The following is a 25,412-nucleotide window of genomic DNA, read 5'->3' as shown; positions in this document are numbered from 1 at the left end:
TGCAAGAGATGGGGCTGGCCAGGCGGCTTTGCCACCTGCCCAGGTGGCGCTGGGGGGATTACAGCATTCCAGTGGTCAAACAACGGGAGGATCTGTAGCTGGGCACTGCCCCGCTCCGTGCCCGGGCCCGCGCCTTGTTGGACGGGTGCTGCAATGCAGGGCGACGATGGCGCGCAAGCCACACATTCGCCGCGGAGGGAGGGATATCAGGCCATGCGCGATGGCTGTGGGGTGTCTTGCGCTCGCCGGATCGCCTGCGAATGCAGTTGCCTGACCGCGAAGCGCGGGCGCCGGGTAACAGGGCTGCTGGCTATGATGAACACCGCACTGGCAGCGCCTGCATGACGATGGCTTCGACCGCTCCGCTTGACCCCGCTTCCGCCACCCTGCACATCGCCGCGCGGATCGACCGGCTGCCGGCCAGCGCCACGCTGTGGCGGCTGGTCGGCCTGCTCGCGCTGGGTGGATTTTTCGAGTTGTACGACCTGTTCCAGACCGCCTACATCAGCCCCGGGCTGATCCGCGACGGCATCTTCGCCAGCGCTGCCGATGGCGCGTTCGGCATGTCCGACCAGGCCGCGTTCGCGGCGGCGACATTTCTGGGCCTGTTCGTCGGCGCCGCCCTGTTGAGTCCGTTCGCCGACCGCTTCGGGCGCCGTCCGGTGTTCACCTTCGCTCTGATCTGGTACACCGCCGCGACCGTGGCGATGGGCCTGCAGCACACCGCCACCGGGGTCATCGTGCTGCGCTTGGTGGTCGGGATCGGCCTGGGCATCGAGCTGGTCACCATCGACACCTACCTGTCCGAGCTGGTGCCGCGGCATATGCGCAGTGCCGCGTTCGCGTTTGCGTTCTTCGTGCAGTTTCTGGCGGTACCTGCGGTGGCGCTGACTGCCTGGCTGCTGGTGCCGCATGCACCGCTGGGGGTGAGCGGCTGGCGCTGGGTAGTTCTGCTGAGCGGGGTGTTTGCGCTGGCGATCTGGTGGCTGCGCAGCCGGTTGCCCGAATCGGCCCGCTGGCTGGCGGCGCAGGGACGCCATGCCGAAGCCGATGCGGTCGTGACCCAGCTCGAAACGCGCTGCGTGCGCGATCTGGGTGCGCCCCTGGCCGCAGCGCAGCCGCTTGCCCCCTCGCCGGCCGGCGACATGCAGACCGCGATGCTGTGGCGTGCGCCGTATCGCGGGCGCATCGGCATGCTGGTGGTATTCCATATCTTTCAGGCGATCGGCTTCTTTGGCTTCGGCAACTGGTTGCCGGCACTGATCTCGGCGCAAGGCACCGGCGTGACCAGGAGCCTGGCCTATTCCTTTGCGATTTCGCTGGCCTACCCGCTGGCGCCGCTGCTGTTGCTGCGCTTTGCGCAGCGCTGGGAGAACAAATGGCAGATCACCGCATCGGCCCTGGGCGCAGTGCTGTTCGGCGTGCTGTTTTCGCTGCAGCATCAGGCGCTCGGCATGGTGCTGTGCGGGGCGATGATTGCGTTCTGCAATGCCTGGATGAGCTTTGCCTATCACGGCTATCAGGCCGAGCTGTTCCCCACCGGCTTGCGCGCGCGGGCAGTGGGCTTTTGCTATTCCTTCAGCCGTCTTTCCACGGCGGTGAGCAGCGTGCTGATCGGTTGGCTGCTCGCCCAGGTCGGCAGCCATGGCGTGCTGGCCTTTATCGTGATCAGCATGTCGATCGTGGCCAGCGTGATTGCGCTATTGGGTCCGCGCACGCGCAATCGGGCGCTGGAAGAGATTGCCGGCTGATCGCGCTGCCGACGCGAGCACGCCACCTGACATCACGCGTCTGAGCTTGCAACCGCATCGGCGTGGGCAGCGGTCTGCGCCGCCACTGCAATGCCCAAGACAACCGTGCGATCGGCCATTGCGGCCAGGCTGGTGCGGTGCGAGACCACCACCAGCACGGTCTGCCGCAGGCGTTGCCGCAGCATGCACAACACCTGCTGTTCGGCCTCGGCATCCAGTGCGCTGGTGGCCTCGTCCAGCACCGCCAGGGTCGGCTTGCGCAACAGCACCTGCGCCAGCAGCAGGCGCTGCGCTTCGCCACCGGACAGGCGCCCATCCGGGCCGTTGATCGGGCTGTCCAATCCCTGCCCGTCGCGCTGCAGACGCGCGCCCAGGCCGACGTCGGCCAGCACCTGCCACATGCGCGCATCGCTGGTGCCGGGCAATGCCCAGTCCAGACAGGCGCGGACCGTGCGCTGCCACGGCCGCACCCCCTGGCCGAGGTAGGCGCTATGCCGCACCAGGGCGCGATACGCAGCAAAATCCAGCCGGCGCCCGGCCATGTGCGCGGTGAACTGTGCAGGCGGGGTCTGACCCGAGAGCACGTCCATCAGACTGCTCTTGCCGATGCCGGAGGGACCGACGACCAAGGTCAGCTCGCCGGGCAGCAACAGCAGCGGATCGAGAGCGAGCCTGGGCAACGGCGGTGCCAGGCCGATGTGTTCGAGATGCAGGGCGGCCGGCAACGGTTGTGCCGGTGCGGCCGACGCCGGCGGACGCGTTGTGCCCAGCGCGACATGGCGCCGCCACAGCTGCAACGCCGGCCACGCCGAGCGCAGTTGCTGCACGCTCTGCCGGGTGCTGACCAGATACGGCAGCAGGCGCCCGAGCAGCAGGCTGACGGTGATCAACGCAGCGCGATCCGCGCCCTGCCACAGGTTGGCCAGCACCAGGATGCCGGCGATGGCAGCCACTGCGGTGGCCTCGAGCATCAGCCGGCTGCCCGCCACCAGCGCCTGCTGCTGCGCATAGCCCTGCCCCAGCCGAGCGGAAATGCGCTCGTAATCGCGGGTTTCCAGCGCTTCGCGCTGAAACGAACGCACATGCCGCAGGCGACGCGGGAAATCTTCGCTCAGCCAGAACAGCTGCGTCATGTCGGCCACGTAATCGCGGCTGATGCGCGCCTGGGTGTCGCTGCTGGAGATGCGCAAGCCCAGCCACGCCAGTGCCAGCAGCAACGGCGTCGCCATCAGCAACGCGGGGGCGATCATGACCGCGATGCAGATGCTCACCAAAGCTGTCATGCCGGCCACTAGCAGCTGCAAGGCCGCACTGAAGCCCTGGGTGGCGATCTCGATATTGTAGGTCAGCACATTGGCGATTTCCGCCGAGCTGGCACCGGACAGCGCCGGCAGCGGCGCATCGATCAGCGCCGCATGCACGCGCTGCCGCAACCCGATCGCGTAGCGGCTGGTCAGCCGTGCGGCCAGCCGTGCGCCATGCCAGCGCAGTGCGGCAAACACCAGACTGACACCGGCAAACAGCGTCACCTGCATCGCCAGACCATCTGGTAACGCCAGCGCGTAGCCGGCCAGGCGGACGGCATGACCAGGCTGCACCAGTGGCACCAGGCTGACCGCGACCAGGCTGCCGGCCAGTGCGGCCAGCAGCGACAAGCCCACGTACAGCACGATGGTCGACACATCCGCCGGCACCAGCGTGTCGACGAAATCGCGCCACAGCGCGCGCATGGGCTTGCGATCTGCAGCCGCGCGTATCTCAGTCACGCCTGACCCTCACTGTGGGATACGGCATGGCGTCGGCTTGAAAGAGGACGCGCTGCTGCCGCGTTGCCGGCGCGCTCACCGCAACACCTGCAGCAGCGCATCCAGCGCGGCCTGCGGATGCGCTCCGCGGCGCAGGGTGAACATGCCGATGCGCTGTACCTGTTGGACAAAGCGCTGCCAGCCCGGTTGCCCGGCCGCATACGGCTGATCATTTGCCAGGCAAGCGGCAATGCGTTCGGTCGGCATCGCCAGCAATGGCTGTGCGGGATCGCTCGCCGGCATTGCCGACAGCATCACCACCGCACACAGCTGCAAGGGCGCGTGTGCCAGTTGCGCACGGCCGTGGCGGATGTCGATCTCGAACTTTTCCACACCGCTGCGGCGACGGATGGTTGGCGAGGCGCTGATCCACGCGCGGGTGTCCGCATCGACCAGGCTCAGCGCGTCGGCGCGCAGATGCAGAAAGTTGGCAACGCCGGTGGTGAGCAGACTCTCCGGCGCCACGAACACACCGTCTTCGGCGATGAAATCCAGGCCATGCAGCAGGCTGTGCAGCGCCAGGGTCGATTTGCCGGCGCCACTGGCGCCGAGCAACAGCACACAGCGTCCCTGCCGGCCCACGCAGGCGCCATGCAACGGCACCAGGCCCATGCCGCGCGCCGCCAGCAGGAACACCGAAAATTCGATCAGCTCATAACGCACGTGATAGGCGTGGGCGAGCATGTCGTCGGAAACCACCAGCATGGCGCGGCGCGCGGGCACCGACAACATCAGGTAATTGCAGGCATCCATGACGCCACACAGCAAGCCGCCGCTGGCATGGGTGCGCACCGGTGGCGGCTGTGCGCTCGAAGACGCGTGACCACGCGCCACCAGATCCAGCGTGATATGGAATTCCGGCGCACCCGGCAGGCGATGCGCGGGCAGGCCCGCGTAGGCCAGGTCCACCAATGCCAGCAGCGCTTCGCTGTCGCTTTCGAAGTGGAACAGTGCGCCGAGGATCTGCCGGCGCACGCACTGCCGACGCGGCCGATGTTCGCCGAACGGATCTGCTGCCACTGCCGCCGCATCCGGCGCGCCAGTGCCTGCGTAATCGCCCACCGGCATCAATTGCGCCAACGCAGCCGACTGCGGCATGCCCTTCCACCCATTGCATCGATCAGCCGGTGTGTGCCGAACGGCAACAGAAAGGTTGCCGCATCCGCATCGGCACCTGTGCCCCATGCACGCCAACGACGGCATGCCGATCGGCGCAACCAAAGGCACCTTCATCCGCACCTACTGCCGAGCCGAATGCCGGTGCCTGCGCACGCCGCCGCTGCGCGCACCTGGCGACAGAACGAGAGCCTTTGCAGATGCTAAAGATCCAGGTCAGTCATTCGTATTTCCTGCGTTACGACCCCAAGCAATGGGAGCGCGGCAAGCCGTATCCACCGTTGGCGACGCTGCAGGTCGCGGCATTGCTGCGCGAGCGCGGCCATGCGCTGAGCCTGTTCGACGCGATGCTGGCCGACGACGTGCAGGACTACACCGGCGCCTTGCACGCTGCGCAGCCGGACCTGGTGGTGTTCTACGAAGACAACTTCAACTTCCTCACCAAGATGTGCCTGAGCCGCATGCGCGAGGCGGCCTGTCAGATGATTGCGCAAGCGCGCGCGGCCGGCTGCCGCGTGCTGGTCGCCGGCTCCGATGCATCCGACAACCCGGATGTGTTTCTGGCTGCCGGCGCGCACGCGGTATTGATCGGCGAAGGCATCGCACCACTGCTCGAACTGGTGGCGCGCGTCGAAGAAGATCCCATCATCGATACAGACGCCTGGCTCGCGGGCGTTGCACGTATCGCCGTCAGCCCAGCTGCTGCAGCACACGTGCATCGTGGCGCACAACCGCCGGACGCGCGCCTGAGCGGCCTGCCGGCCTGGGACCTGGTAGACATGCCGCGCTATCAGCGTTTCTGGCGGCAACGGCACGGCTATTTCAGCCTCAACATGGCCGCCTCGCGCGGTTGCCCGTTCCGCTGCAACTGGTGCGCCAAACCGATCTGGGGCAATCACTACAAGCGCCGCGATGCGGACGAAGTGGCTGCCGAAATGATCCATCTCAAGCGCAGCTTCCAGCCCGATCACCTCTGGATGGCCGATGACATCTTCGGCTTCCATATCGATTGGGTGGAAACCTTTGCGCAGTGCCTGAGCGACGCCGATGGCGCGATCCCGTTCACCATCCAGACCCGCGCCGACCTGGCCAGCGAGCGCATGGCTGCCGCGCTGGCGCGCGCCGGCTGCGCCGAGGCCTGGCTGGGTGCCGAAAGCGGCAGCCAGCGCATCCTGGACAAAATGACCAAGGGCACCGAGGTTGGCGAGGTGATCGCCGCACGCCGGCGCCTGGGTGCGCACGGGATCCGCGTGGGCTTCTTCATTCAACTCGGCTACCTGGGCGAAGAACTCGAAGACATCCTGGCCACGCGCGCACTGGTGACGCAGGCCAACCCGGACATCATCGGCGTCAGCGTGTCCTATCCGCTGCCCGGCACCAAGTTCTACGAGGAAGTGAAAAACCAGCTGGGCGGCAAGACCCATTGGCAGGACAGCGACGACCTGGCGATGATGTTCCATGGCGCGTACGACTCGGAGTTCTACCGCAGCGTGCGCGATCTGCTGCATACGCAGGTGGACCTGCAACAGGCGCGCGCCACGCTGGGCGCCGATGCGTTTGCACAGGCCTCAGACGCGCTGGAAGCGCGCTGGTCCGCCTTGATCGCCAGCGAAAGGCAACATCGCACAGAGCCGCTTGCCGGCGCTGCCGAACGCCAACCGCGCCAGTTGGCCAGCGTGCTGGTCGGCTGACGCGCAACCCGCCGACCTCGCTTCCCGACCTCACGTTGCCTTTCTCGGACTTCCGCCGCATGCAGCCTTCCCTTCGCACCATCAAGCACGGCCTGCAGACGGCCACCGAACGGCTGGCCCGGGAATTGGCGCAGCCCGGCGAGGCGGTGCCGCAGTGGGACCGGCTGCAATGGCAGCTGGCCGCGGCCGCGGCGGCCGCGCATGGGGTGTCGCCGCTGCTGCAACGCCGCTCGCTGTGGCACGACGCCGACTGGACCGCGTTCCTGCGCGAGCAACGCAGCCATGTCGAAGACCGCCATCGGCGCATCGCGCTGCTGCTGACGCGCATCGACGCGGCAGCGCGTGCGGCGGGCATCGCTCTGGTCGGTCTCAAGGGCACCGCCCTGCATCGGCTCGGCGTCTATCTGCCCGGCGATCGCCCGATGGCCGATATCGATCTGCTGGTGGCGCCGGAGGATGCGCCCGCGGCGACGGCACTGTTGTGCGAACTCGGTTACGTGGCCTCCTTCGAACAATGGAAGCACCAGGTGTTCAAGCCGCTGCAGGGCGAGGCGGTTGCGGGACTGGGCGAGCATCGCGATGCGCCGATCAATCTCGAGCTGCATACCCGCATCCAGGAACGCCTGCCGCTGAGCAGCGTGGACATCACCGCGCGCATCCTGCCGGAGCGTCCGCAGCCGGGATTGAACCCCTACCCGTCGGTCGGCGCGCTGATGTGCCATCTGCTGCTGCATGCAGCCGGCGGCATCTGCCAGCGCAGCATCCGCCTGATGCATCTGCATGACCTGGCATTGCTGGCCACGCGCATGGGCCCGCGCGACTGGGAACAGTTGTGGGACGACCCGGCCATGGCGCCGTGGTGGGCGTTGCCGCCGCTGCTGCTGCTGCAACGCTATTACCGCAGCGTGGTGCCGCCGGCGGTGATGGCGCGGCTGCAGGCCAATTGCCCGCGCCTGCTGCGCATGCGTGCGGCCCGCCAGACCCTGACCACCGCCTCGTGTTCCAACCTGTGGTTGTCGGCACTGCCCGGCATCGAATGGTCACGCTCGCTGGGCGAAGCGCGCCAGTACCTGCGCAACCGGGTGGTGCCGTCGGCCGAGAGCCGCAAGGAACGTGCGGATATGCTGCAGACCCAGTTGTGGCTTCAGGACCAACCATGGGTGCGGCAGACCCAGCTGCGCCGGATGATGACGCGCCTGACCCGGCCGGTGCCGCGCACCGACATGCTGTATGTGGTGCGTGCAGCGCTGGACGGCTATCTGCAACCAGCCTGAGCGCGGCTGACAACGCTGCTGCGCTCACTGCCGCGCCGGCGCGGCCGATGCCCTGAGTCCGCAGGTATCAGCCGCACAGTCCGATTCCGGGCGCGCCGGCCGCATCCATCCATCGGCCGATCGCGACGTCTTGTTGGTGATTCCAGGACTTCGGCAGGCGTGCACAGGCTGCCGGCTTGTTCAGCCGACCACCCTTGCGAGGATGTCACCAGGTTTGGCCTGGCAGCCTCGTTGCTGCACCGCGCGTACTGCATGGCGGCCGCTGCAGGCTGCGTCCTTGCAGGCGCAGTCAGCGCAGCGGCCGCGCCTCGCACAGTTGCCGATACAGCTGCTCGAACAGCCGCGTGGTCAACGCCGCGTCCTCGCGTACCGCACGGCATTGCGCTGCCCAGGCCAGGCGCAGGCGCAGCTCGTCATCGGCCAGGACCTGGCGGACGGCTTCTGCCAGCCCGGCCCAGTCGCCCGGCGGCACAGCGAGCGCACACACCGGTGCCCACTCGACCAGATGCCCGACTGCGGTACCGACGGTGGGCACGCCGGCGACCGCCGCTTCCAGCAGCACCAGCGGGCCGGCTTCGTGCAAGGACGACAGCACCAGCAGGTCGGCCGTCTGCATGATCGGGCGCAACTCGCGCTGGGTCTTGAAACCGAGAAAACGCACCTGCCCGCCCAGGTCCAGCTGGTGCACCAGGCGCTGCATGGCGCCATCCAGCGTATCGACGCCGACCATGTCCAGGGTAAAGGCGACACCGGCGCGTTTGAGCGCCGCCATTGCCTGCAGCAAGGTGGTCTGGTCCTTGACCGGATTGAGGCTGGCCACATGCAGCAAGCGGGCGATGCCGCCGCTGCGTGCACGCGGCGCCGCCGGCGGCCAGGCCCGCAGGTCCACGCCCAGCGGCACCCGCTGCGCGTGGATGCCGAGCGCCGTCAGCGACTCCAGGATGGGCGCACTGGCCGCGGTGACGCGATCAGCCAGGCGCAGGATCACCGCTTCGCGTAAACGCCCGCGCCAGCGCTGCCGGCCGCCGTAGCCGATGCCATGCAATGCGACGAGTTCGCCACCGGCGATATGCACCACGCTGGGACGGCGCAACAGCCTTGCCGCGGCGACCGCGATCAGGCTGCAGTAGCCGGAAAAAATGGCCTGGATCACATCGAAGGGAGCACGCCGGTGCTCGCTGGCAATGGCGGCGATCGCGCGCGTGCGGGTGCGCCTGGCGCCGATGTTGTGCACGGTGGCGCCGCGCAATGCCCAGGTACCGGGCAGCGGCTCCTGGTGCAGCACGAACACATGCACCTGGTGATGGCGCGCCAGCCATTCGATCAGGGTCAGGAACACCGGGATCACGCGGACCTCGCCGCTGCGGTCCACGCCACCCGGGACCACCAGGGCCAGTTTCATGCGCCCCGCCCTGGCGCGGCGGCCAGCAACCGGGTGTACGCATGCTTCCAGCGTTGCCCCACCGCGGAAAACGACAGCCGTGCCTCGAAATGCGCGCGTACCTGTGCGCGGTCGGGGCGTTGCCGGAAGAGCCGCAACAGCAGTTCCGCCAGGGCCGAGGCATCGCCCACCGGCCACAACGCGCCGACTGCGCCGTCATCGCTGAGCGCACGAAAGGCCGGGATATCGGTCAAGAGCGGCAAGGTGCCGCAGGCATAGGCTTCCACAGCCGCGTAACCGCAGCTCTCCGCATGGCTGGCGGAGACGAACAGGTCGCAGGCACGCAACAGGGTTTCCACGCGCGCATGCGGCACCTTGCCCAGCAACTGCACGCAGCGCGCCAGCGACGGATCGGCGCGCAGGCGCTGCTGTACCTGCTCCAGCAACAGCGCCTGGTCGAACACGCACCACAGCCGCAGGCCCGGCAACACGCGTGCGGCCAGGGCGACGGCATCGAGCACGCACAGCGGATCCTTGGCCGCGCTCAGATGCCCGACCCACAACACGCAGGGGTCGCCATGCAGGCGGGTCTGCTCGCGTGCCTGCAGGCGATCGCCCGGCGAGAAGCGGCTGCTCGATTCGGGAATCGCAAACAGCTGCGTCCTGGCCTGAAACAGGCGCGCCTGTGCGAACGGCTGCGCCATGTCCAGCGAGGTGAACGCGATCCCGGCGGCGGCAGCGTAGCGACGCCGCCACACACTCCGGGACCACCAGCGCGGCGGGCGGTTGGCGTGATCCTGCAGCAGGATCGGCGTATGCGGCAGCAGGCGCGCGAGCCGGCGTGCATCGCCGGCAAATTCCAGACCGTGGACATGGACCACATCGGCACCGATCTCGCGCAGCATCGCCGCAAGCAGCGTCGCGCGCCGCGCACTGCCGCGCGCACCCAGCTCGACGAAGCGGTAGTCCACGCCCTGGCGGGTGAGCCGCAGGTTCAGTGTGGAGGCCTGGATCACCGCCACGCGCACCCCGGCGCTGGCGACGGCCTCGGCGATATCTGCCAGCGATGGCCATTGCGCGAACACCTGTTCTGCCGTCAGGCCGGCCGGCGTCGGCACCAGGTTGAGTTGCGCCACCCGCAAGCTCATGACAGCGACCACGCACGGATTGCACGGCCTGCAATCGCGATCCAGCCACATGCCGCGCACTGCGCGATGCGCAAGCGGCAAGGCTTGCCCGTGGCCGAGGTGCTGCAGGCACACGCCAGCATGACCGCCACGGCGCTCACGCGATGCGCCGCAGCCGCAACACCAGCGCGACCGGCACCTGCAGCGCGGCCTGATCGAACCGTGCACCGGGCGCGATGTCGGCCGGGTCCAGCATCGGCTCGGCCACCGCTTCGATCTCCATCCCCAGCGCCGCACAGGCTGCATGCCAATGGCTGTAGAGATGTTGCGTGTGCCGCACCGCGTACTGCCGGCCATCGGCCTTGAAGTCGCGCCGCCAGCCCAGCGCATGGCCGATCGGATGCACGTCGCTGCACAGTACGATGCCGCCGACGCGGGTAACCCGATGCAGTTCTTCCAGCGCCGGCCATAGCCGCTGCAGATGGCCGACCACCAGGCCGCAGACGCTGAGATCGGCCACCGCATCGTCCAGCGGCAGCTGCTCCAGGCTGCCCTGTTGCAGGCGCATGCGCGCCGCTGGCCAGTGCTGCGACAGCTCGGCGTGCGCACGCTGCAGCATCTGCGGCGACAGATCCACGCCGGTGACCTGCAGCGCGCCGCGCCGCAAGGCATGCAGCATGTAGCGGCCACTGCCGCAGCCGGCGTCCAGCACGTGCTGGCCCTGCAACACGCTCGGCATCAGCGCGAGCATGGCGCGCTCCTCGGCCAGCATCACCGGATTGTGCGCATGCGGCGGATACGCCTGCGCCCACAGCGCATACGCCGCTGCCGGCTCCAGCGTCGGCACTGCGCTCACGACAGCGCACCGCTGGCGGCCATGGCCACACCGGGCCGGTGCGCAGCCTGCGCCACGCGCTGCAGGCCCGGTTCCAGTGCCAGCACCGCCGGATCGGCCAGCGTGGCATCGAGCAGTTTGGGGCGGCCATCCAGCAGTACCGGCACGGTCTGGACACCTGCAGCGTCGAACCAGTCGGCAAAATCCGGGTCGGCGATGCGCGGGACGCCATCGCGTATCACCGCGCGCAGGTCGCTGCGTGCGCAGCCCACCACGCTGTCGGCCGGGTCGCCACCGCGGTCGCGCACGATCACCAGATCCGCCGCCGCCCCTGGCGCCAGGCGTCCACGCGTGGCCATGCGCAGGATGCGCGCCGATTGATGGGTGACCAGGCCGAGCAGCAGATCCGCAGCCAAGCCGCTGCTGGCGGCAATGCGCAGTTCTTCCAGCAGATCGCGCGAACCGCTGACGCGCGAATCGTTGCCCAACGCGAGCCGGCCCGCCATGCACAGGCGCCAGGGGTCGAGCGTGCGACCCAGCAGCGCAAGATTGCTCGACGGGCACCACACCACCGCCGCGCCGCGTGCGATCACCCGCTCGATATCGCACTCGCCCATGCCCACACCGTGGATCAGCACGCTGTTGGAGGCCAGGCAACCAAGCCGATCCAGTTCCTCCAGCTCGGCGGCCGCCGCCGCGTCGGTGCCTTCGGCCAGGTGGATCATCCAGGGATGCTCGGGCGAGGTGGCGACAAAGCTGCCCTGCACCGGTGGGCCATAGCCGGTCCATCCCAGTGCATAGCTCCAGCCGAACTCGCGCAGCAGGCCAACCGGAAAGCCGGCCTCGTCCAGGGTGGCGTGCCACGGGTCGTGCTGCGCCACGCAGGTGACGCCGGCCAGCAGATTCTTCAGTCCACCGTGACGCAGACGCACCGCCTTGGGCACGCGCAGGGCCGCGGCCACCTCGGGATGCTGGAAATGTGCCTGGAATGCCTCGATCCACGCATAGCTGTTGGGAAACGCCGCGCCCTGCGGCAGCGGCGGCACGCAGTTGACCTGCAGATGATCGTGCGCATTGATCAGGCCGGGCGCCAGCACATGCCCCTGCAGGTCCAGGCGCAGGCTGCGCGTGCCGAGCGTGCCGCCGAAGCGCCCCGCGCGGATGGTCAGCGGCGCGCGCGAAGGGCCGGCCAGGGTGATCGAGCGCGCGCCCTGCAGACAGACATCGGCCATGGACATCGGCGTCTCCACTCAGCGCTTGCGCATCACGATCAGGAAGTGGTCGCCCATGTCGCGCAGCAACGGCAGGCCGCCCAGCCGGTCGTCGCACTGCCCCAGGCGCGCGGACAGGCGCGGATGCCGTTCGCAAAAATCCACCAGGTACGGCGGCGGCAGGAACAGGCTCAACGCGCGATAGCGGTCCAGGACGAAGTGCTTGGCGAAGGCACGGTAGAACTCGCGCGGCAGGTGGTACCAGGTCCAGATGGTGTGGCCGTTCATGCCCACCGCGGTGACCCCGCGCGCGGCGCGCACCGCGGCGCGTTTGAACCGCCCGCGCACGCCGTAATGGCCGATTTCCCAGGGGCAGATGCGCCCGATCACCGAGAACACCAGGCAGCCATCGGCGCGCAGCAGACGCGCGCATTCGGCCGCCACCGCCGGCAGATCCGGCGCGCAGTTGAGCGGGCCGAAGTTGGAATACATGCCGTCGAAGCTGCCCTGCAGCTGGTCGAGCTGCTGGATGCCGACATGGGCCGCGCTCAGGCGCTCTTGCAGGCCGTGCGTGGCCGCGCGGTGGCGGGTGCGCTCGACCATCGCCGGCGACCAGTCGGTGGCCAGCACGTGGTAACCGCGACGTGCGAATTCGCCGGCATCCAGGCCGGTACCGCAGCCCAGGTCCACCAGGTGCGAGCCCACCGGCAGTTCGGCCGCGACGGTGTCCCACAAGGTGGTGCGCATGCGCTGGATCAGCGCGTTGTTGCCGCGTGGGCCGTCGTAGTCGGGCGCAACGCTGTCGAACGCGCGTTGCGTCTCCAGCAAGCGCTCCGGGGCCACCGTGCCACCGCGCGCCGCATGCTCATTGACCACCGACATGCGCAGCCTCCCACACCGATCCAGCTGTTCTCACGACACTCTCCAGGCGCGACACCGCCAACGCGGCATCGCTTGATTGACCGGTGAGTGCCACGTGCCGGCGGTTTGGTTGCAGCGTGGGCAGCCTTGCGCAGCGTGCCGCACGACGCTGCGCAGATCAGCCGGCAGCGCGCGGGGTGGCCACCGCGCGGCGCCGCCATGCATTGCGCAACACCGCCGCCAGCACCGCCAGCCCCGCCCCGCCGAGCAGACCGGCGGCCCAGGTGGTGACGGCGTTGGGAAACGCCTGCTGCTCGGGCACGTACAATGGCCACGCCAACGAGGTCTGATAGGTGTAGCGCGTGGTCAGGCGGGCAATCAGATCGTCGCGTTCGCTCTTCAATGCGCGCACGGTGGTGTTGCTGTCGGTCAACAGCACGCCTGCCAGAACCTGGGCCGGCGTGGCCGCGGCGGCGCCCTGCCCGGCCTGCACCTGCTGCTGCAACCGATCGCGGTTGCGGATTGCCGCGCGTAGATCGTCGGTGAGGCCTTGCAGGCGTGTACGCGCCAGTGCGAGCGCCACGGCATTGGTGTCACCGTGCAGGCCCTGCAAGGCGGTCACCGTCGCCATCGCCAGCTTGCGCGCCTGCGCCGACGATTCGGCCCGGATGGTCACCCCGATCAGATTGGCATACGGGTCCGGGTCCGGCTTGAGGCTGCCGCGGTACAGCTGCGCAGCGCGGCTTTTCAGCGGCACGCCGGCCTGGCGCAGCACCGCATCCTGGAACAGCCGCGTCTTCATGCGGTCGATCACGCGCTGGAACGGTTCGACCTTGGGGTCGCGCCCGGCCGGCGTGGGGCCGATCTCGCCGACCTGGATCCAGGCGGTGGCCTCCCACTGCGGCCGGGCCAGGCGGGTGAAGGCCAAGGTCAGTGCTAGCACCACCAGCAGTGCGGCCAGCGCCCAGCGCCATTCGCGGCGCGCGATGCGCCACAGGTCGATCAGATAGATATCGTCGTGTTGAGTCATGGTGCACCGGCTCTGGAACAGGGTGAAGCGAAGCGGCCGCGCATTACGCAGCAGCGGTGGGTACGGCATTGCGGACAGGCAACAGCACCGTGCAGGCATGCAACACCAGGCACAGCGCGACGAAGCCGAAATTGGTCCAGGTGAAGGCCTGCGGCGCAAATGGCGACATCAGGCAGGCATAGGCGATGCGCAGGAAGATCAGCACATGGAAGATCGACAGCGAGCTGTTGAGCAGGCGCACGCTCCACACCAGCCCTGCATACAACGCCAGCAGCGCCAGCAACGCACCCGGCGCCCCCCAGGCCATCAGGAACGGGAAGAATTCGGTCCCTACATTGATGTTGGGCGCGTCCAGCGGAATGCTGGTGCCGGCAGTGGCGATCGAGCCACTGAACGGCACCAGCTGATTGACCAGGAAACTGGCGTTGACATAGCCCTTGGCCAGGATTGCGCCGAAGTTGTACGGCCCGGCGCTGATGTACAGCAGCAACCACTGCACGCCCTGCGGCATGGCGCGATACAAGGCACTGAACGGCAGGGCCACGGTGGCCAGCGAGCCGGAACGCAGTGCGCCGAGGATGGAAAACACCCCGCCACCGGCCAGCACCAGCAGGCCGATGGTCTTCCACGGCAGGCGACGTGCCGGATCGCGGCGCAACAGCATCACCAGCACGAACGAAAACAGCCCCGCAAAGATGCGGTTGCGGTCGATCACCACGATCGGAAACACGAATCCCAGCGTCAGCATCGCCGCACGCAGCCCGCGATGGCGCACGCACAGCAACGCGATCGGCGGCAGGATCCAGCACATGTTGGAGATGTGCCGCACATGCGCGCGCAGCGGGCTCAAGGTGGCATACGAGGACGGATCGCTGAATAGCGGAATCGGAAACAGCGCCACATCCACGATGCAGAACAGCGTCACCACTGCCGCCAGCGTCATCACCAGGAAGGCATCACGGGTGCCGGCGTAACGGTAGGCGCGAAAGCGCTCCACCGCAGGCAACTGCACGCGCAGCACGGCGTCCAGTACACAGGTCGCGGCGGCGGCGGCGGCCAGCAGCGCGATGCCGTCCGCGTAGTCGCCGGGCAGCGCATAGGTCAGCAAGGTCAGCGCGCAGCTGAGCAGCATCGGCAGTGCCAGATAGGTCACCGGCCGGCGTAGCAGCGTGCTCATGCCGGTTTCACCGTGCTGCGCGCCTGCCTGGGCCGCCACCTGGCCGGCAGCGACACCCAGGCATAGGCGAGCAGATGCCCGATCACCCGGTGCGGCCGGCGCTGCAGGAACGCCACCTTTGCGGCGATGTAGTGCGACTGCGCGTGCAGCAAGCTGCGCTCGGGCGCATCGAACAATTCCGCACAGCGCCGTGCCACCTGACGCGACTCGCTCAGGTTGGCGATGCGCGCGCGCACGTCCACGGTCTTGCTGAGGTTGTGGCCATGCAACCGGTACGCGCACACCGGCACGTCGACAAAGCCCAGCGCATCACGCGCGGCCAGACGCAGGAAGAAATCCCAGTCTTCGATCCGCAGCGACTCGTCCCAGCCGGCGCGCGCATCGAAGGCACTGCGGCGCAGCAGCGCCACCGCGCCGCCAACCGCCCACTGCTGGATCACCGCGCGGCGGATGCCGGATGCGGAGCGGTACAGGTCCACATCCACCCGATGCAGGTCGCGCATGGCGCTGCCGTGCAGCAGCTGCCCATGCTGGTCGACCACACAGGCATCGCCGATCACCGCCAGTTTCTGCGGATGCGCGCGCAGGTAGCGCACCTGTGCATCCAGCCCGCCGGCCAGCAGATAATCATCGCTCGCGCCCAGCCGCAGGTACTCGCCGCGCGCACGCAGCGCCAGCTCGTTGAGTGTGGCCGCCACCCCGCGATTGGCGCGCTGTACGAACTGCACCGGCAGCCGGTGGCCATGGCTGGCGATCCACTGCGCAATCTTCTCTCCGGTCGCATCGCTGGAGCCATCATCGATGATGACCAGCTCCTTGCACGGGTACGGGTCCTCCAGCACGCTGTCCAGACAGCGTTGCACGAAGCGTTCGTGGTTGAAGGCCGGGATCAGCACCGAGACCAGCGGCCAGCGCGCGCGCCCGGCGGGTTGGGTGGAATCGCTCATGCCGGCTGCACCAGATAGCGCCGCACCACCACGATGTTGAACAGCAGATACAGCACGTAGTTGGCGAGGAAGGCATACATCGCGCCGATCAGCCCCCATTGCGCGGTGAACAGATACACCAGCGCCAGGTAGCTGGCGGCAAACACGCATTCGGAGATCACGAACAGCCGCGTCATCGCCTTGGCCAGCATCACGTACGACAGCACGAAGGCGGCGATCTTGATCACATCGCCCAGCAGCTGCGGGGCATACAGCGGGGTGGCCTGGGCAAACCGGGCGTCGAACAGCAGCCAGGTCAGCCAATCGCGACACAGGTAGACGCCCAGCGCCATCACGATCACCGCCGGCAGCACATGGCGATACGCGGCGCGCAGCTCGCGCCCGAGCGCTACACGCTCCTGCAGCGATGCCAACTTGGGCAGGTAATACACGTTGATCGCGGTCGTGAAGAACAGCAGATACGCATCCGACACCCGGCTCACCGCCTGCCAGTACCCCACCTGCTGCCAGCCGAACTGCAGCGCCAGATGGTCGCGCACCAGCATGGCCACCAGCTGCGGCACCAGCGTGGAGGTCAGCGTCATCACCGAAAACGCCGCCAGCCTGCGCGTCATCTGCGCATCGAAACGCATGCGCAACATCTCGCGTCGAAAATAACCGCTGCGCCGCAGCGCCGGCACGCCGGCCAGCAACCACAGCACCTGCCCCAGCACCAGCGCCAGCAAGGCGCCCTGCAGCTGTGCCCGGCTGGACAGCCATGCCACCAGTGCCGTGCTCAGCACCGCACCGCTGACCTGCACGAATGCCAGGCGGCGCACATCCATGAAGCCGTTGATCACCGCCAGGACGTAGTTGACCAGTGCGATGCCCAGCTGCGCCACCGCCGCCACGCAGATCAGCGGCCGGTACGCCACATCGCCAAGCAGGCGCTCGGCGATGGCGCCACTGAACAGCAACGCCAGCACCGCCATCACGCAGGCCGCGCAGAACGCGTACCACAGCGCCGCGCTGAGCAGACGTGCCAGCGCAGCCGTATCGTCGCGGTACTCGGCCACGTACTTGACGATGCCGGCACTGATGCCGCCACCCGCCAGCGCCGCCAGCACCGACATCAGATTGAGGAACTGGCCCAGCCGGCCGACCCCTTGCGGGCCGGCGTAGACCGCCACCAGCTTCACCACCACCAGCGCGGCCAGCAGCTTGGCCAGCGTCGCAACGCCGGTGTAGGCGCTGCTGCGCACGACATTCATGCGGGGGCGCCAAACGACTGGCATGCGGCAATCACGCGCGCAACCGACGCATCGTCCAGCGCAGGCCCCATCGGCAGGCTCAGCACCTCGCGGTGCAGCCGCTCGCTCACCGGCAGGCAGGCATCGCCCAAGGTGGTGTAGGCCGGCTGCCGATGCGGCGGCACCGGGTAATGGATCTGGGTATGGATGCCCGAGCGCAGCAGATGCGCCTGCAAGGCATCGCGCTGGGCGCTGCGCACCACGAACAGATGCCAGACGTGCTGGGCTTCGGCCACCACCGTCGGCAAGGTGATCAGGGGGTTGTCGATGCCGTGCAGGTAGCGCTGCGCCACCGCGCGGCGGCGGGCGATCTCATCGTCCAGATAGCCCAGCTTAACCCGCAGGAACGCCGCCTGCATCTCGTCCAGCCGCGAGTTCACGCCCTGGCAGAGGTGGTGATACTTCACCTGCGAACCGTAGTTGCGCAGCGCGCGGATGCGCTCGGCCAGGCGCGTATCCGAGGTCACCACTGCGCCGCCGTCGCCGAGTGCGCCCAGGTTCTTGGTCGGGAAAAAACTGAACGCCGCCGCATCGCCGAAGGCGCCGGCACGTCGCCCGTGCGCACTGGCACCATGCGCCTGCGCGGCATCTTCGATCAGCAGCAGCCCGTAGCGATGCGCCAGCGTCTGTAGCGCCGCCACATCCACCAACTGCCCATACAGATGCACCGCCATGATGGCGCGCGTGCGCGGGCCGATCGCCTTCTCCACACTGGCCGGGTCGATGTTGAAGGTCGCAGGGTCCGGCTCCACCGGTACCAGCACCAGGTGGTTCTGACTGATCGCAAGAAAGGTGGCGATGAAGGTATTGGCAGGCACGATGATTTCGTCGCCCTCGCGCAACACGCCCAGCTCGCGATAGCCGCGCAGGATCAGCGACAACGCATCCAGCCCGTTGCCCACACCCACCGCCTGCGCAGCGCCGCAGTAGCTGGCGAATTCTTCCTCGAAGGCGGCCAACTCCTGCCCAAGCACATACCAGCCGGCATCGATCACCCGCGCCGCAGCGACCTTCAGCTCATCCGCATACCGCGCATTGACCGCGCGCAAATCCAAGAACGGCACATCCATTACAGCATCCACCGATAAAAATCCTGTACCACGGCGCGTGCGCCGAAACGTTCCTTTTGTTCGACCAGACCGTCGTTGAGCACCTGGCCGGCCTGCTCGGTCGAGATACCGAAGCTGAAGTAATGGCGCTGCGCATACACCTGGGTGATCAGCTCGGCCAGCAGCAGGCTCAGCGCATCCAGCTGGCGACCGCGCGCGGACACCGCCAGATACTGGGTATGCACACTGCGACCGAAATCCAGCACCAGCGCTGCCGCCAACAGCTCCCCTTCGGCTCGCGCCTCATGCAGCACGATCTGCTGCGGAAACCGGCGTTGCAGCAATTGCAGCTCGTCCAGCCGATGGGTCGGCGCCACGTGGTGGCGCTGCAACACCTCGGTCAGCAGGGCATGAAATTCATCGAGTTGGGTGCCGACCTGGATCTGCATACCGGCCTTGCGTGCCTTGCCCAGCGAGCGTCGACGTTCGGCGCTGAACGCAAACGGCTCGCGCAACGCGATCGCCGAGGACAGATCGCGCCGGTACAGCTGCGCGCCCACGCGATGCAGGGCATACAGGTCTTCTTCGGCCGGATATGCGTGAAAGATATGCGGCACCGGCTTGTACACAAGCTCGCGCACCCCGCGCGCGCGATAGTGCGCGGCGATCTGTTCGAACACCTGCAAGGTCGCACCCGCGCGCAAGGCCGTGGACGACAGCAGGCCCGCATAGGTCAGGCCGGCGTGGCTGCTGACACAGTCGCCCTCCACGTTTGCCGGCAACACCGCCACCACCTCGCCACCGCGCTCGATCAGCAACGATGCGTCCACGAAGCGGTCGGCGTGATAGTCCATGTAGCCGCGCCGATGCAACACATTGCCATTGCGCGAGGACGCCACCAAGGCATCCCAGGCAGGCGCATCGCCGGGCAGATACGGCCTAACCGAAAACATGGCGCCCCTGCAGGTCCGGCGGCAACGCTGCATCGGCCAGGCCGAAGCCGGCCTGGCCCATCGCATTGCCGTTGTAGAACATCAACAGCCGATCATGCTGCTGGATCAAGGCCGGGTAACAGAGTGTTTGCGCATCCCAGCCCTGCTCGGACAGCTGCAGCCCCAGCTGACTGTCATCGCGCTGCCACTGCACACCGTCGCGACTGGCCGCGAAACCCGGGAAATAACCGCCGTGCGTATCGCCGCGGGTGAAATACATCAGATAGCGATCACCCAGGCGATACACGCGCGGACGGCCGATGCGGTATTCGTCGCCCTGCGGACGCAGGCACACCACATCGTCGGCAGGGATGCAGCGCAGATCGTCGGTCTCCGCATAGCGGATGTGGTAGCGCGGATACGGCTGGCCGCCGATGGTTTCCCAATCGTCGCCCACCGCGTACCACAGCCGCCACCGCCCCTCCTCGAAACGTGCCGAATGCACCGCGGCAATCGTGCTGCGCCCGGGCGCGCGATCCAGCAGCGGTGTGTCCTGCAAGCGCTGGAAACGCTCGCCGCCGTCGCGGGACAGCGCAAGCCCGGTGAAGGCCAGGAACTTGGCCTTGGCCACACGCTGGAAGCCGACATAGAACATGTACAGCCCATCCGGCCCGGCCACCACATCGCCGAGAATCATGCCGTTGTCGTCGAAACAGCCAGCGCGGCCGATGTCCAGCACCGGCTGCCGGCTGACACCGACGATCTGCGTCGGTGCGTCGGCGCGTACGTCCACATAACCGATCCGGCTCACGCCCTGCGCATCGCGAAAGCCCGCATAGACACGCAGCACCTGCGCCGACAACCGGTAGGGCGTCGGCGTCAGCGCGGCGTGCTGCATCCAGCCACCCACGCCATCGCGTGCGACGTCGAACACCAGGCCGCGCTTGGTCCAGGCAAACATGCTCACAGCTCCACGTCGAAGCTGGATCTACCGGCCACCGCGCGCGCCGGCGAGCCGACGTAGACACGCTCGGCATCGGTGTGCCGGGTGACCAGCGCACCGGCGCCGATGATGTTGTCGGCGGCGATGCGCACCTTGTCGCTGAGCGTGGCGTTGACACCGATGAAGCTGCCGCGCCCGATCTCGCAATAGCCGGAAATCACCGCGTGCGAGGCGATGAAGACATTGTCCTGCACCACCGTGCGGTGGCCGATATGGTTGCCGCTCCACAGGATGCAGTTGTCGCCGATCCGGGTGAACGGCTGGATCACGTTGCCTTCGAACAGGAAACAGTTGGCGCCGATCTGCGCATTGCGCCAGACGAACGCACGCGAGCTGACATAGCTGGCGCAGCGATAGCCACGCCGCAGCATGTCCTGGAAAAAGCGCGTCCGCAGGCGATTGAGCTGGGTGGCCGGGATGGCGACGAAGACCTCGTACTGTTCGGGCGGATAGCGCTGCTCGAGCTCTTCGTAGGCCACCACCGGCAACTCGGCCAGCGTGGGCCGCAACAGGAAATCGCGCTCCACGCTGAAGGCCACCACCGTGTAGTCGCTGTCGTGCTGAAAATACTCGCAGGCGATCTGCGCAAATTCGCCTGCGCCCACGATCACCAGGGGCTTGTGCACGCTCATGCTTCCAGCCTGCGTGCATCCAGACCGCTGCCAGCGCGCACTTCGCTGAGGAACTGGTCGTAATCGAGAATGTAGTCGGCGGGATCGTAGAACTGGTCGGCCAGCACCATCAGCACGCAGTCGGGGCTGAAGCGATGCAGGTCGCGCCACACCATGCGGCCGAGCAGCAGGCCCTGCGATGGATCGTCCAGCACTACTTCCTGCTGGCCGTGGCCGTCGCCCTGATCCAGCAGGATCGTCACCGAGCCATGCAAGGCCACCGCCAGCTGGTTGAGCCGACGGTGTGCATGCTGTCCACGATGGACGCCGTTGCGGGTGCCGAACAGGTAATACACACGACGTATCTCGAACGGGACATTGCGCTGCTGCTCCAACGAGATGAGCAGCCCGCGATCGTCGCCGTGGGTATGCAACTGGATGCGTTCGATGGCCATGATCGGAAGGGCGTAACCGCTGACTGCACGTAGTGCGACATGCCTGAGTGCGCCGGCATGCGCGAAAGGTTGCGCGGCGTCACGGCGCTGCGAACCCAGGTGCGCGCAAGCGCAGTCGCTGCCGCCAACACCGTGCCCAGGCACGTCATCACTGCACGGCGATGCAACCTTTCGGCGGCCGCGCCGCACATATCGCTGCACGTTCACGTGGCCGCAGTTCGGCCGGCGTGGGGAGCCAGGCCTGGCAGCGCACCGCGCACTGCCGGATCCAACGACACCAGCGCAGGACACCGATCGATGAGTTCATCCCCCCACGCGCCCGATGCGGTTGCAGCCGACAGTGCCACGGCGCTGCCGGAGCAGGCCGCACTGCCGGCGCGCGTCATTCCGCTGCCCAGACCGATGCGCGTATTGCATTGGCTGACGGTGTTCTGCCTGGCCATGGCGGCCGCGCTGATCCTGCTGCGCGCCGAGCTGGAAGGACGCGCCCTGCGGCAGTGGCTGATGGAAGGCCATCGCCACTTCGGTTTGATGGTGCTGCTGCTGTTCGGCCTGCGGGTGGGCCTGCGCATCCGCCTGCGCGCGTTGCCGCCCGGCCCGCCATCGCCGCTGCCGATGCGGCTGGCTGCAGGCGCCACCCACCTCGCGCTGTACGGCTTGATGGTCGCCCTGCCGCTGATCGGCTGGTCGTTGAGCAATGCCTACGCCAAACCGGTCTATCTGTTCGGACTGACGCTGCCGAACCTGGTTGCGCCGGACGAAGACCTGGCCGACACCCTGAGCACCTGGCACTTGAATGCCGCCTGGGTGTTGCTGGCCTTGGTGATCGCGCATATCGGCGCCGCCCTCTGGCATCACATGGTGTTGCGCGATGGCCTGCTGCACCGCGTGCTGCCGGGAACACGCCGATGAGCTCCGCCGTGTTGCCCGCTGTCCCCTGCTCCCGCAGCGCCGCCCCCCGTACCGTCGAACAAGGACTTTCCATGCCTACACCCCAGCCCGCTCCGCGTCGCACCACTGCCACGCGCACCGCTTCCCTGACCTCCTTGTTGTGCGTGTCCGGCCCGTTGCTGCTGCTGGCCAGCACCCAGGCGCAGGCGATTCCCTCCTTCGCACGCCAGACCGGTTCGTCGTGCGCGGACTGCCATGTCGGCTCCTACGGTCCGTCGCTGACGCCATACGGCATGCGCTTCAAGCTCGGCGGCTTCACCGATACCGACGGCAACGGCACCAAGATCCCGGCCTCCGGCCAGGTCACCTGGACCCGGCGCAATCCCAGCCGCGGCGACAGCAGCGCACGCATCAACGAAGCGGACCTGTATCTGGCCGGACGGGTCAACGACCACGTCGGCGGTTACTCCAAGATCCGCTCCAACAACGGCGGCAACGACACCTTCAACACCCAGCTCGACGATGTGGATCTGCGCTTTGTCAGCAAGCCGTTCCAGCTGGCCGGCAAGGACGCGATGGTCGGCGTCAGCATCAACAACAATCCCGGCGTGTCCGACCCGATCCAGGTGCTGCCCAATGCATCGACGTTGAGCCCGGTGTCCAATGCCGGCTCGGCCAGCATGCTCAGTTCGTCCTCGCTCTCCAACCGCGTGATCGGCGCCACCGTGTACGGCCTGTTCGACCGCAATTGGTACGGCGAAGTCGGCAGCTACAGCGCGCTGTCCACCGACGCGCAGGACCACCTGGGCTGGAACCCCAACGGCGACCCAGGCAAGCTCAGCGACACCGGCTATGCGCGCCTTGCGTACATGAAGGACATGAAGCGGCAGTTCTTCTCGGCCGGCCTGACCGCCATGACCACGCGCCGCCAGCGGCTGCGCAGCGGCGGCCCCAGCGATGACCTCACCGACTTGGGCTACGACCTGACCTATCAGTTCCTTGGCACCCGCGAGCACGTGCTGTCGCTGGCCTACGTCAACATCTACGAGCGCCGCAAATACGGCAGCCCGCTGCTGCCGACCGACCCGAGCATGTCCCCGCGCGATCGCGGCAGCGTGCGCGACCAGAACATCAGCATGAACTACGCGTTCAAGCAGACCTACGGCGTGCTGGCGGCGCATCTGATCAACAGCGGCTCGTTCGATGTGGCGCGCTATCAGCCCTACGGCATCCCCGACACCACCGCCAATCTGATCCTGCTGTACTGGACCCCGTTCGGCAAGGAAGGCACCTACACCACCAATGCCAACGTGCGGTTCGCGGCCACCTGGTTCCGCTTCGACAAGTTCAACGGCAGCACCAGCAATGTGTTCGGTGGCGGCATTCCGATCACCAACCCACGCGATCTCGACAGCTTCGCGCTGTCGGTCAATGTCTCGTTCTGATCCCCCGCACGCGTAAGGACCCCCATGAAGTCATTCCACCAGACCCTGTTGTGCGCCCCGCTGGCCGGCCTGCTGCTGGCCGGCGCCCTGCTTGCCCCACCTGCGCACGCGGCCGACGGCAAAGGCGTTTTTATGACCGAATGCGCCGAATGCCACAGCGCCGCCCAGGGCAAGAACAAGAAGGGCCCGTCGATGTTCGGCGTGGCCGGGCGCCCGGCCGCCAGCCTGGCCGACTACAGCAATTACTCCGATGCGCTCAAGGCAAGCAAGTGGCAGTGGACGCCTGCCCAGCTCAAGACCTATCTGTCGCAGTCCTCCTCCAAGGCCTTGCCTGGCACCAAGATGAAGTACGAAGGCCTGGAAGATCAAAAGGAGCTCGACGCGCTGATCGCCTACCTCAACACCCTGCACTGATCGCCACCGGCGTGCTGGCGCCAGCGCTGCCGGTTGGCATCCGGAAGCGCGCTCGCCGGCGCATACCGGCACGGGTGCGCGTTGCCTGTGCCGGTTCCTTCGCGTATACGGACGGAACAACCGCCGTCGCAGCGGTCTCGTCTTGCGTGATGGGTCACTATCGCGCCCCTGTTCCATGTAGACGCTTACCCCATTGCCGAATGCCTTGACTGCCAGGCCCTACCCGCTCCGGACGCGACGCAGCTGCGCCTGCGACGGGCAGCCGTGGCTCGCGAGCGGCCACGGGGCGGGCCGGCGACGCTGCCACACGCCCCGGGGCATGCCGCACTGCCGGCACGCGCAAGCCGCACGCCGACGCGCCGCGTTGCGCCACTGCCTGCTGCTGGCCCTGGTGTTGGGCCCGGGCAATGCCATCGCCGGCACGGTCGGCGGCGCGGTGGCGCTGACCTCGCAGTTGATCGACCGCGGCATCTCGATCGCGCCCAACAAGGCCACCCTGCAGACCGCCGGCTACTGGCTGCCCGCACCGGGCTGGTCGATGTCGGCGTCGGTCGCGCTGCAATCGCCCTCGCTGAGCAGACCGGTGGCGGTGACCGCCCAGGCCGCACGCGCCTGGATGCTGGGCGACCGCTGGCAGATGCAGGCCAGCGCGCTGTATTACGGCTACCCGACCAACCAGGCCACGCGCACCTTCGACCGCCAGGAGGCCAGCCTGGCCTGGTCCTATCGCGACGTGCTGACCTTCTCGGTGTCGACCTTCAATTTCCCGCGTGCCGACCAGTCGCCGTGGAATGTCGCCATCGACGTCACCGCCAATGTCCCGCTGCGCGACGACCTCAGCCTGACGGTCGGCGCCGGTTCGTCACGTTTCCCGGCGATGGCCTACGGCGCCGCGCGGTCCGGCCGCTATCAGTATGGGCAATTCGGCCTGCGCTGGAGTCGGGACCGATGGACGCTGAAGCTGGAACGCATCGTCACCAGCGACAACACCCCACGCCTGCAGGGCGGCCCCGGCGAAACGCCCTGGCTGAGTACCGCGTCGGTCACCTTCTGATCCCCACGCAACCTTTTGCCCGCCCGCGGGCACTGACATGCGTCCTAAGCCGTGCCTGCCTCG

22 protein-coding genes and 1 pseudogene are annotated in these 25,412 nt (G+C 67.6%); 7 read left to right on the top strand and 16 right to left on the bottom strand.

The annotated features are described in order from the left end of the window. The first annotated feature begins 341 nt into the window (after window positions 1-341). Window positions 342-1,751, top strand: a complete 1,410-nt coding sequence (locus tag DGN21_RS08480; RefSeq protein WP_126965651.1) for an MFS transporter — start codon at window positions 342-344, stop codon at window positions 1,749-1,751. 32 nt (window positions 1,752-1,783) lie between these two features. Here DGN21_RS08480 and DGN21_RS08475 read toward each other — a convergent pair whose 3' ends face one another. Beyond that, entirely contained in the window at window positions 1,784-3,481 is a 1,698-nt protein-coding gene (locus tag DGN21_RS08475; protein WP_164738884.1) for an ABC transporter ATP-binding protein, read from the bottom strand. Between the two features lie 111 nt (window positions 3,482-3,592). Then, window positions 3,593-4,654, bottom strand: coding sequence for a serine kinase (locus tag DGN21_RS08470; RefSeq protein WP_126965650.1), 1,062 nt, complete (start codon window positions 4,652-4,654; stop codon window positions 3,593-3,595). Between the two features lie 156 nt (window positions 4,655-4,810). On the opposite strand from DGN21_RS08470, the pseudogene DGN21_RS08465 reads away from it, so the two are divergent. Then, window positions 4,811-6,363: pseudogene (locus tag DGN21_RS08465) on the top strand (radical SAM protein). A gap of 59 nt (window positions 6,364-6,422) precedes the next feature. Further along, window positions 6,423-7,637, top strand: coding sequence for a nucleotidyltransferase family protein (locus DGN21_RS08460; protein WP_126965648.1), 1,215 nt, complete (start codon window positions 6,423-6,425; stop codon window positions 7,635-7,637). A 289-nt stretch (window positions 7,638-7,926) separates the two neighbouring features. Here the strand turns inward: DGN21_RS08460 and DGN21_RS08455 are convergent, their stop codons facing one another. From DGN21_RS08455 to DGN21_RS08390, 14 genes are all read right to left on the bottom strand, one after another. Continuing rightward, on the bottom strand, window positions 7,927-9,039 hold the full coding sequence (locus DGN21_RS08455) for a glycosyltransferase family 4 protein (protein WP_024940361.1): 1,113 nt from the start codon (window positions 9,037-9,039) through the stop codon (window positions 7,927-7,929). Next, on the bottom strand, window positions 9,036-10,166 hold the full coding sequence (locus tag DGN21_RS08450; RefSeq protein ID WP_126965665.1) for a glycosyltransferase family 4 protein: 1,131 nt from the start codon (window positions 10,164-10,166) through the stop codon (window positions 9,036-9,038). Before DGN21_RS08450 ends, DGN21_RS08455 begins: the two co-directional genes overlap by 4 nt. Before the next feature lie 136 nt (window positions 10,167-10,302). Continuing rightward, entirely contained in the window at window positions 10,303-11,001 is a 699-nt protein-coding gene (locus DGN21_RS08445; RefSeq protein WP_039520767.1) for a class I SAM-dependent methyltransferase, read from the bottom strand. Next, on the bottom strand, window positions 10,998-12,218 hold the full coding sequence (locus DGN21_RS08440; protein ID WP_160954971.1) for an amidohydrolase family protein: 1,221 nt from the start codon (window positions 12,216-12,218) through the stop codon (window positions 10,998-11,000). The genes DGN21_RS08445 and DGN21_RS08440 overlap by 4 nt, the downstream gene beginning before the upstream one ends. A gap of 12 nt (window positions 12,219-12,230) precedes the next feature. Next, the gene (locus DGN21_RS08435) at window positions 12,231-13,073 is read right to left on the bottom strand and encodes a class I SAM-dependent methyltransferase (protein WP_126965646.1); all 843 of its coding nucleotides are present in this window, start codon (window positions 13,071-13,073) and stop codon (window positions 12,231-12,233) included. A gap of 157 nt (window positions 13,074-13,230) precedes the next feature. Then, on the bottom strand, window positions 13,231-14,082 hold the full coding sequence (locus DGN21_RS08430; protein WP_126965645.1) for a Wzz/FepE/Etk N-terminal domain-containing protein: 852 nt from the start codon (window positions 14,080-14,082) through the stop codon (window positions 13,231-13,233). Window positions 14,083-14,125: 43 nt separating this feature from the next. Further along, window positions 14,126-15,259 (bottom strand): hypothetical protein, encoded by a 1,134-nt coding sequence (locus tag DGN21_RS08425; protein WP_160954972.1) that lies wholly within the window; start codon window positions 15,257-15,259, stop codon window positions 14,126-14,128. Then, window positions 15,256-16,206, bottom strand: coding sequence for a glycosyltransferase (locus DGN21_RS08420; RefSeq protein ID WP_126965643.1), 951 nt, complete (start codon window positions 16,204-16,206; stop codon window positions 15,256-15,258). The genes DGN21_RS08425 and DGN21_RS08420 overlap by 4 nt, the downstream gene beginning before the upstream one ends. Continuing rightward, the gene (locus DGN21_RS08415) at window positions 16,203-17,456 is read right to left on the bottom strand and encodes an O-antigen translocase (RefSeq protein WP_126965642.1); all 1,254 of its coding nucleotides are present in this window, start codon (window positions 17,454-17,456) and stop codon (window positions 16,203-16,205) included. The genes DGN21_RS08420 and DGN21_RS08415 overlap by 4 nt, the downstream gene beginning before the upstream one ends. Then, entirely contained in the window at window positions 17,453-18,565 is a 1,113-nt protein-coding gene (locus DGN21_RS08410; RefSeq protein WP_126965641.1) for a DegT/DnrJ/EryC1/StrS family aminotransferase, read from the bottom strand. Before DGN21_RS08410 ends, DGN21_RS08415 begins: the two co-directional genes overlap by 4 nt. Continuing rightward, on the bottom strand, window positions 18,565-19,476 hold the full coding sequence (locus DGN21_RS08405) for a GNAT family N-acetyltransferase (RefSeq protein WP_126965664.1): 912 nt from the start codon (window positions 19,474-19,476) through the stop codon (window positions 18,565-18,567). The genes DGN21_RS08410 and DGN21_RS08405 overlap by 1 nt, the downstream gene beginning before the upstream one ends. Window positions 19,477-19,483: 7 nt before the next feature. Beyond that, window positions 19,484-20,437: a hypothetical protein gene (locus tag DGN21_RS08400; RefSeq protein ID WP_126965640.1), complete on the bottom strand. Its 954-nt coding sequence runs from the start codon at window positions 20,435-20,437 to the stop codon at window positions 19,484-19,486. A gap of 2 nt (window positions 20,438-20,439) precedes the next feature. Next, window positions 20,440-21,111 carry an acetyltransferase gene (locus DGN21_RS08395; RefSeq protein ID WP_016902086.1) on the bottom strand — a complete coding sequence of 224 codons (672 nt, stop codon included), beginning with the start codon at window positions 21,109-21,111 and terminating at the stop codon, window positions 20,440-20,442. Further along, window positions 21,108-21,545 (bottom strand): FdtA/QdtA family cupin domain-containing protein, encoded by a 438-nt coding sequence (locus DGN21_RS08390; protein ID WP_016902088.1) that lies wholly within the window; start codon window positions 21,543-21,545, stop codon window positions 21,108-21,110. The genes DGN21_RS08395 and DGN21_RS08390 overlap by 4 nt, the downstream gene beginning before the upstream one ends. Before the next feature lie 297 nt (window positions 21,546-21,842). On the opposite strand from DGN21_RS08390, the gene DGN21_RS08385 reads away from it, so the two are divergent. From DGN21_RS08385 to DGN21_RS08370, 4 genes are all read left to right on the top strand, one after another. Further along, window positions 21,843-22,457, top strand: coding sequence for a cytochrome b (locus DGN21_RS08385; RefSeq protein ID WP_164738880.1), 615 nt, complete (start codon window positions 21,843-21,845; stop codon window positions 22,455-22,457). Window positions 22,458-22,528: 71 nt separating this feature from the next. Next, the gene (locus DGN21_RS08380; RefSeq protein ID WP_024940349.1) at window positions 22,529-23,881 is read left to right on the top strand and encodes a hypothetical protein; all 1,353 of its coding nucleotides are present in this window, start codon (window positions 22,529-22,531) and stop codon (window positions 23,879-23,881) included. Window positions 23,882-23,905: 24 nt separating this feature from the next. After that, window positions 23,906-24,295: a c-type cytochrome gene (locus DGN21_RS08375; RefSeq protein ID WP_016902092.1), complete on the top strand. Its 390-nt coding sequence runs from the start codon at window positions 23,906-23,908 to the stop codon at window positions 24,293-24,295. 319 nt (window positions 24,296-24,614) lie between these two features. After that, entirely contained in the window at window positions 24,615-25,349 is a 735-nt protein-coding gene (locus tag DGN21_RS08370) for a hypothetical protein (protein WP_024940348.1), read from the top strand. Window positions 25,350-25,412 lie beyond the last annotated feature (63 nt).

The sequence above is a fragment of the Xanthomonas sp. MLO165 genome (assembly GCF_018831305.1).
GTDB classification, from domain to species: Bacteria; Pseudomonadota; Gammaproteobacteria; order Xanthomonadales; family Xanthomonadaceae; genus Xanthomonas; species Xanthomonas arboricola.
This window is presented reverse-complemented; position numbering and strand designations above follow the sequence as displayed.

Bases quoted from the DNA above. Each gene is read 5' to 3' on its own strand.
- DGN21_RS08450 (WP_126965665.1), bottom strand. From the start codon at position 10,166: ATGAGCTTGCGGGTGGCGCAACTCAACCTGGTGCCGACGCCGGCCGGC.
- DGN21_RS08380 (WP_024940349.1), top strand. From the start codon at position 22,529: ATGCCTACACCCCAGCCCGCTCCGCGTCGCACCACTGCCACGCGCACC.
- DGN21_RS08390 (WP_016902088.1), bottom strand. From the start codon at position 21,545: ATGGCCATCGAACGCATCCAGTTGCATACCCACGGCGACGATCGCGGG.
- DGN21_RS08375 (WP_016902092.1), top strand. From the start codon at position 23,906: ATGAAGTCATTCCACCAGACCCTGTTGTGCGCCCCGCTGGCCGGCCTG.
- DGN21_RS08410 (WP_126965641.1), bottom strand. From the start codon at position 18,565: ATGGATGTGCCGTTCTTGGATTTGCGCGCGGTCAATGCGCGGTATGCG.
- DGN21_RS08470 (WP_126965650.1), bottom strand. From the start codon at position 4,654: ATGCCGCAGTCGGCTGCGTTGGCGCAATTGATGCCGGTGGGCGATTAC.
- DGN21_RS08430 (WP_126965645.1), bottom strand. From the start codon at position 14,082: ATGACTCAACACGACGATATCTATCTGATCGACCTGTGGCGCATCGCG.
- DGN21_RS08370 (WP_024940348.1), top strand. From the start codon at position 24,615: ATGCCGCACTGCCGGCACGCGCAAGCCGCACGCCGACGCGCCGCGTTG.
- DGN21_RS08425 (WP_160954972.1), bottom strand. From the start codon at position 15,259: ATGAGCACGCTGCTACGCCGGCCGGTGACCTATCTGGCACTGCCGATG.
- DGN21_RS08460 (WP_126965648.1), top strand. From the start codon at position 6,423: ATGCAGCCTTCCCTTCGCACCATCAAGCACGGCCTGCAGACGGCCACC.
- DGN21_RS08480 (WP_126965651.1), top strand. From the start codon at position 342: ATGACGATGGCTTCGACCGCTCCGCTTGACCCCGCTTCCGCCACCCTG.
- DGN21_RS08395 (WP_016902086.1), bottom strand. From the start codon at position 21,111: ATGAGCGTGCACAAGCCCCTGGTGATCGTGGGCGCAGGCGAATTTGCG.
- DGN21_RS08415 (WP_126965642.1), bottom strand. From the start codon at position 17,456: ATGAATGTCGTGCGCAGCAGCGCCTACACCGGCGTTGCGACGCTGGCC.
- DGN21_RS08475 (WP_164738884.1), bottom strand. From the start codon at position 3,481: ATGCGCGCGCTGTGGCGCGATTTCGTCGACACGCTGGTGCCGGCGGAT.
- DGN21_RS08420 (WP_126965643.1), bottom strand. From the start codon at position 16,206: ATGAGCGATTCCACCCAACCCGCCGGGCGCGCGCGCTGGCCGCTGGTC.
- DGN21_RS08400 (WP_126965640.1), bottom strand. From the start codon at position 20,437: ATGTTTGCCTGGACCAAGCGCGGCCTGGTGTTCGACGTCGCACGCGAT.
- DGN21_RS08455 (WP_024940361.1), bottom strand. From the start codon at position 9,039: ATGAAACTGGCCCTGGTGGTCCCGGGTGGCGTGGACCGCAGCGGCGAG.
- DGN21_RS08440 (WP_160954971.1), bottom strand. From the start codon at position 12,218: ATGTCCATGGCCGATGTCTGTCTGCAGGGCGCGCGCTCGATCACCCTG.
- DGN21_RS08385 (WP_164738880.1), top strand. From the start codon at position 21,843: ATGAGTTCATCCCCCCACGCGCCCGATGCGGTTGCAGCCGACAGTGCC.
- DGN21_RS08435 (WP_126965646.1), bottom strand. From the start codon at position 13,073: ATGTCGGTGGTCAATGAGCATGCGGCGCGCGGTGGCACGGTGGCCCCG.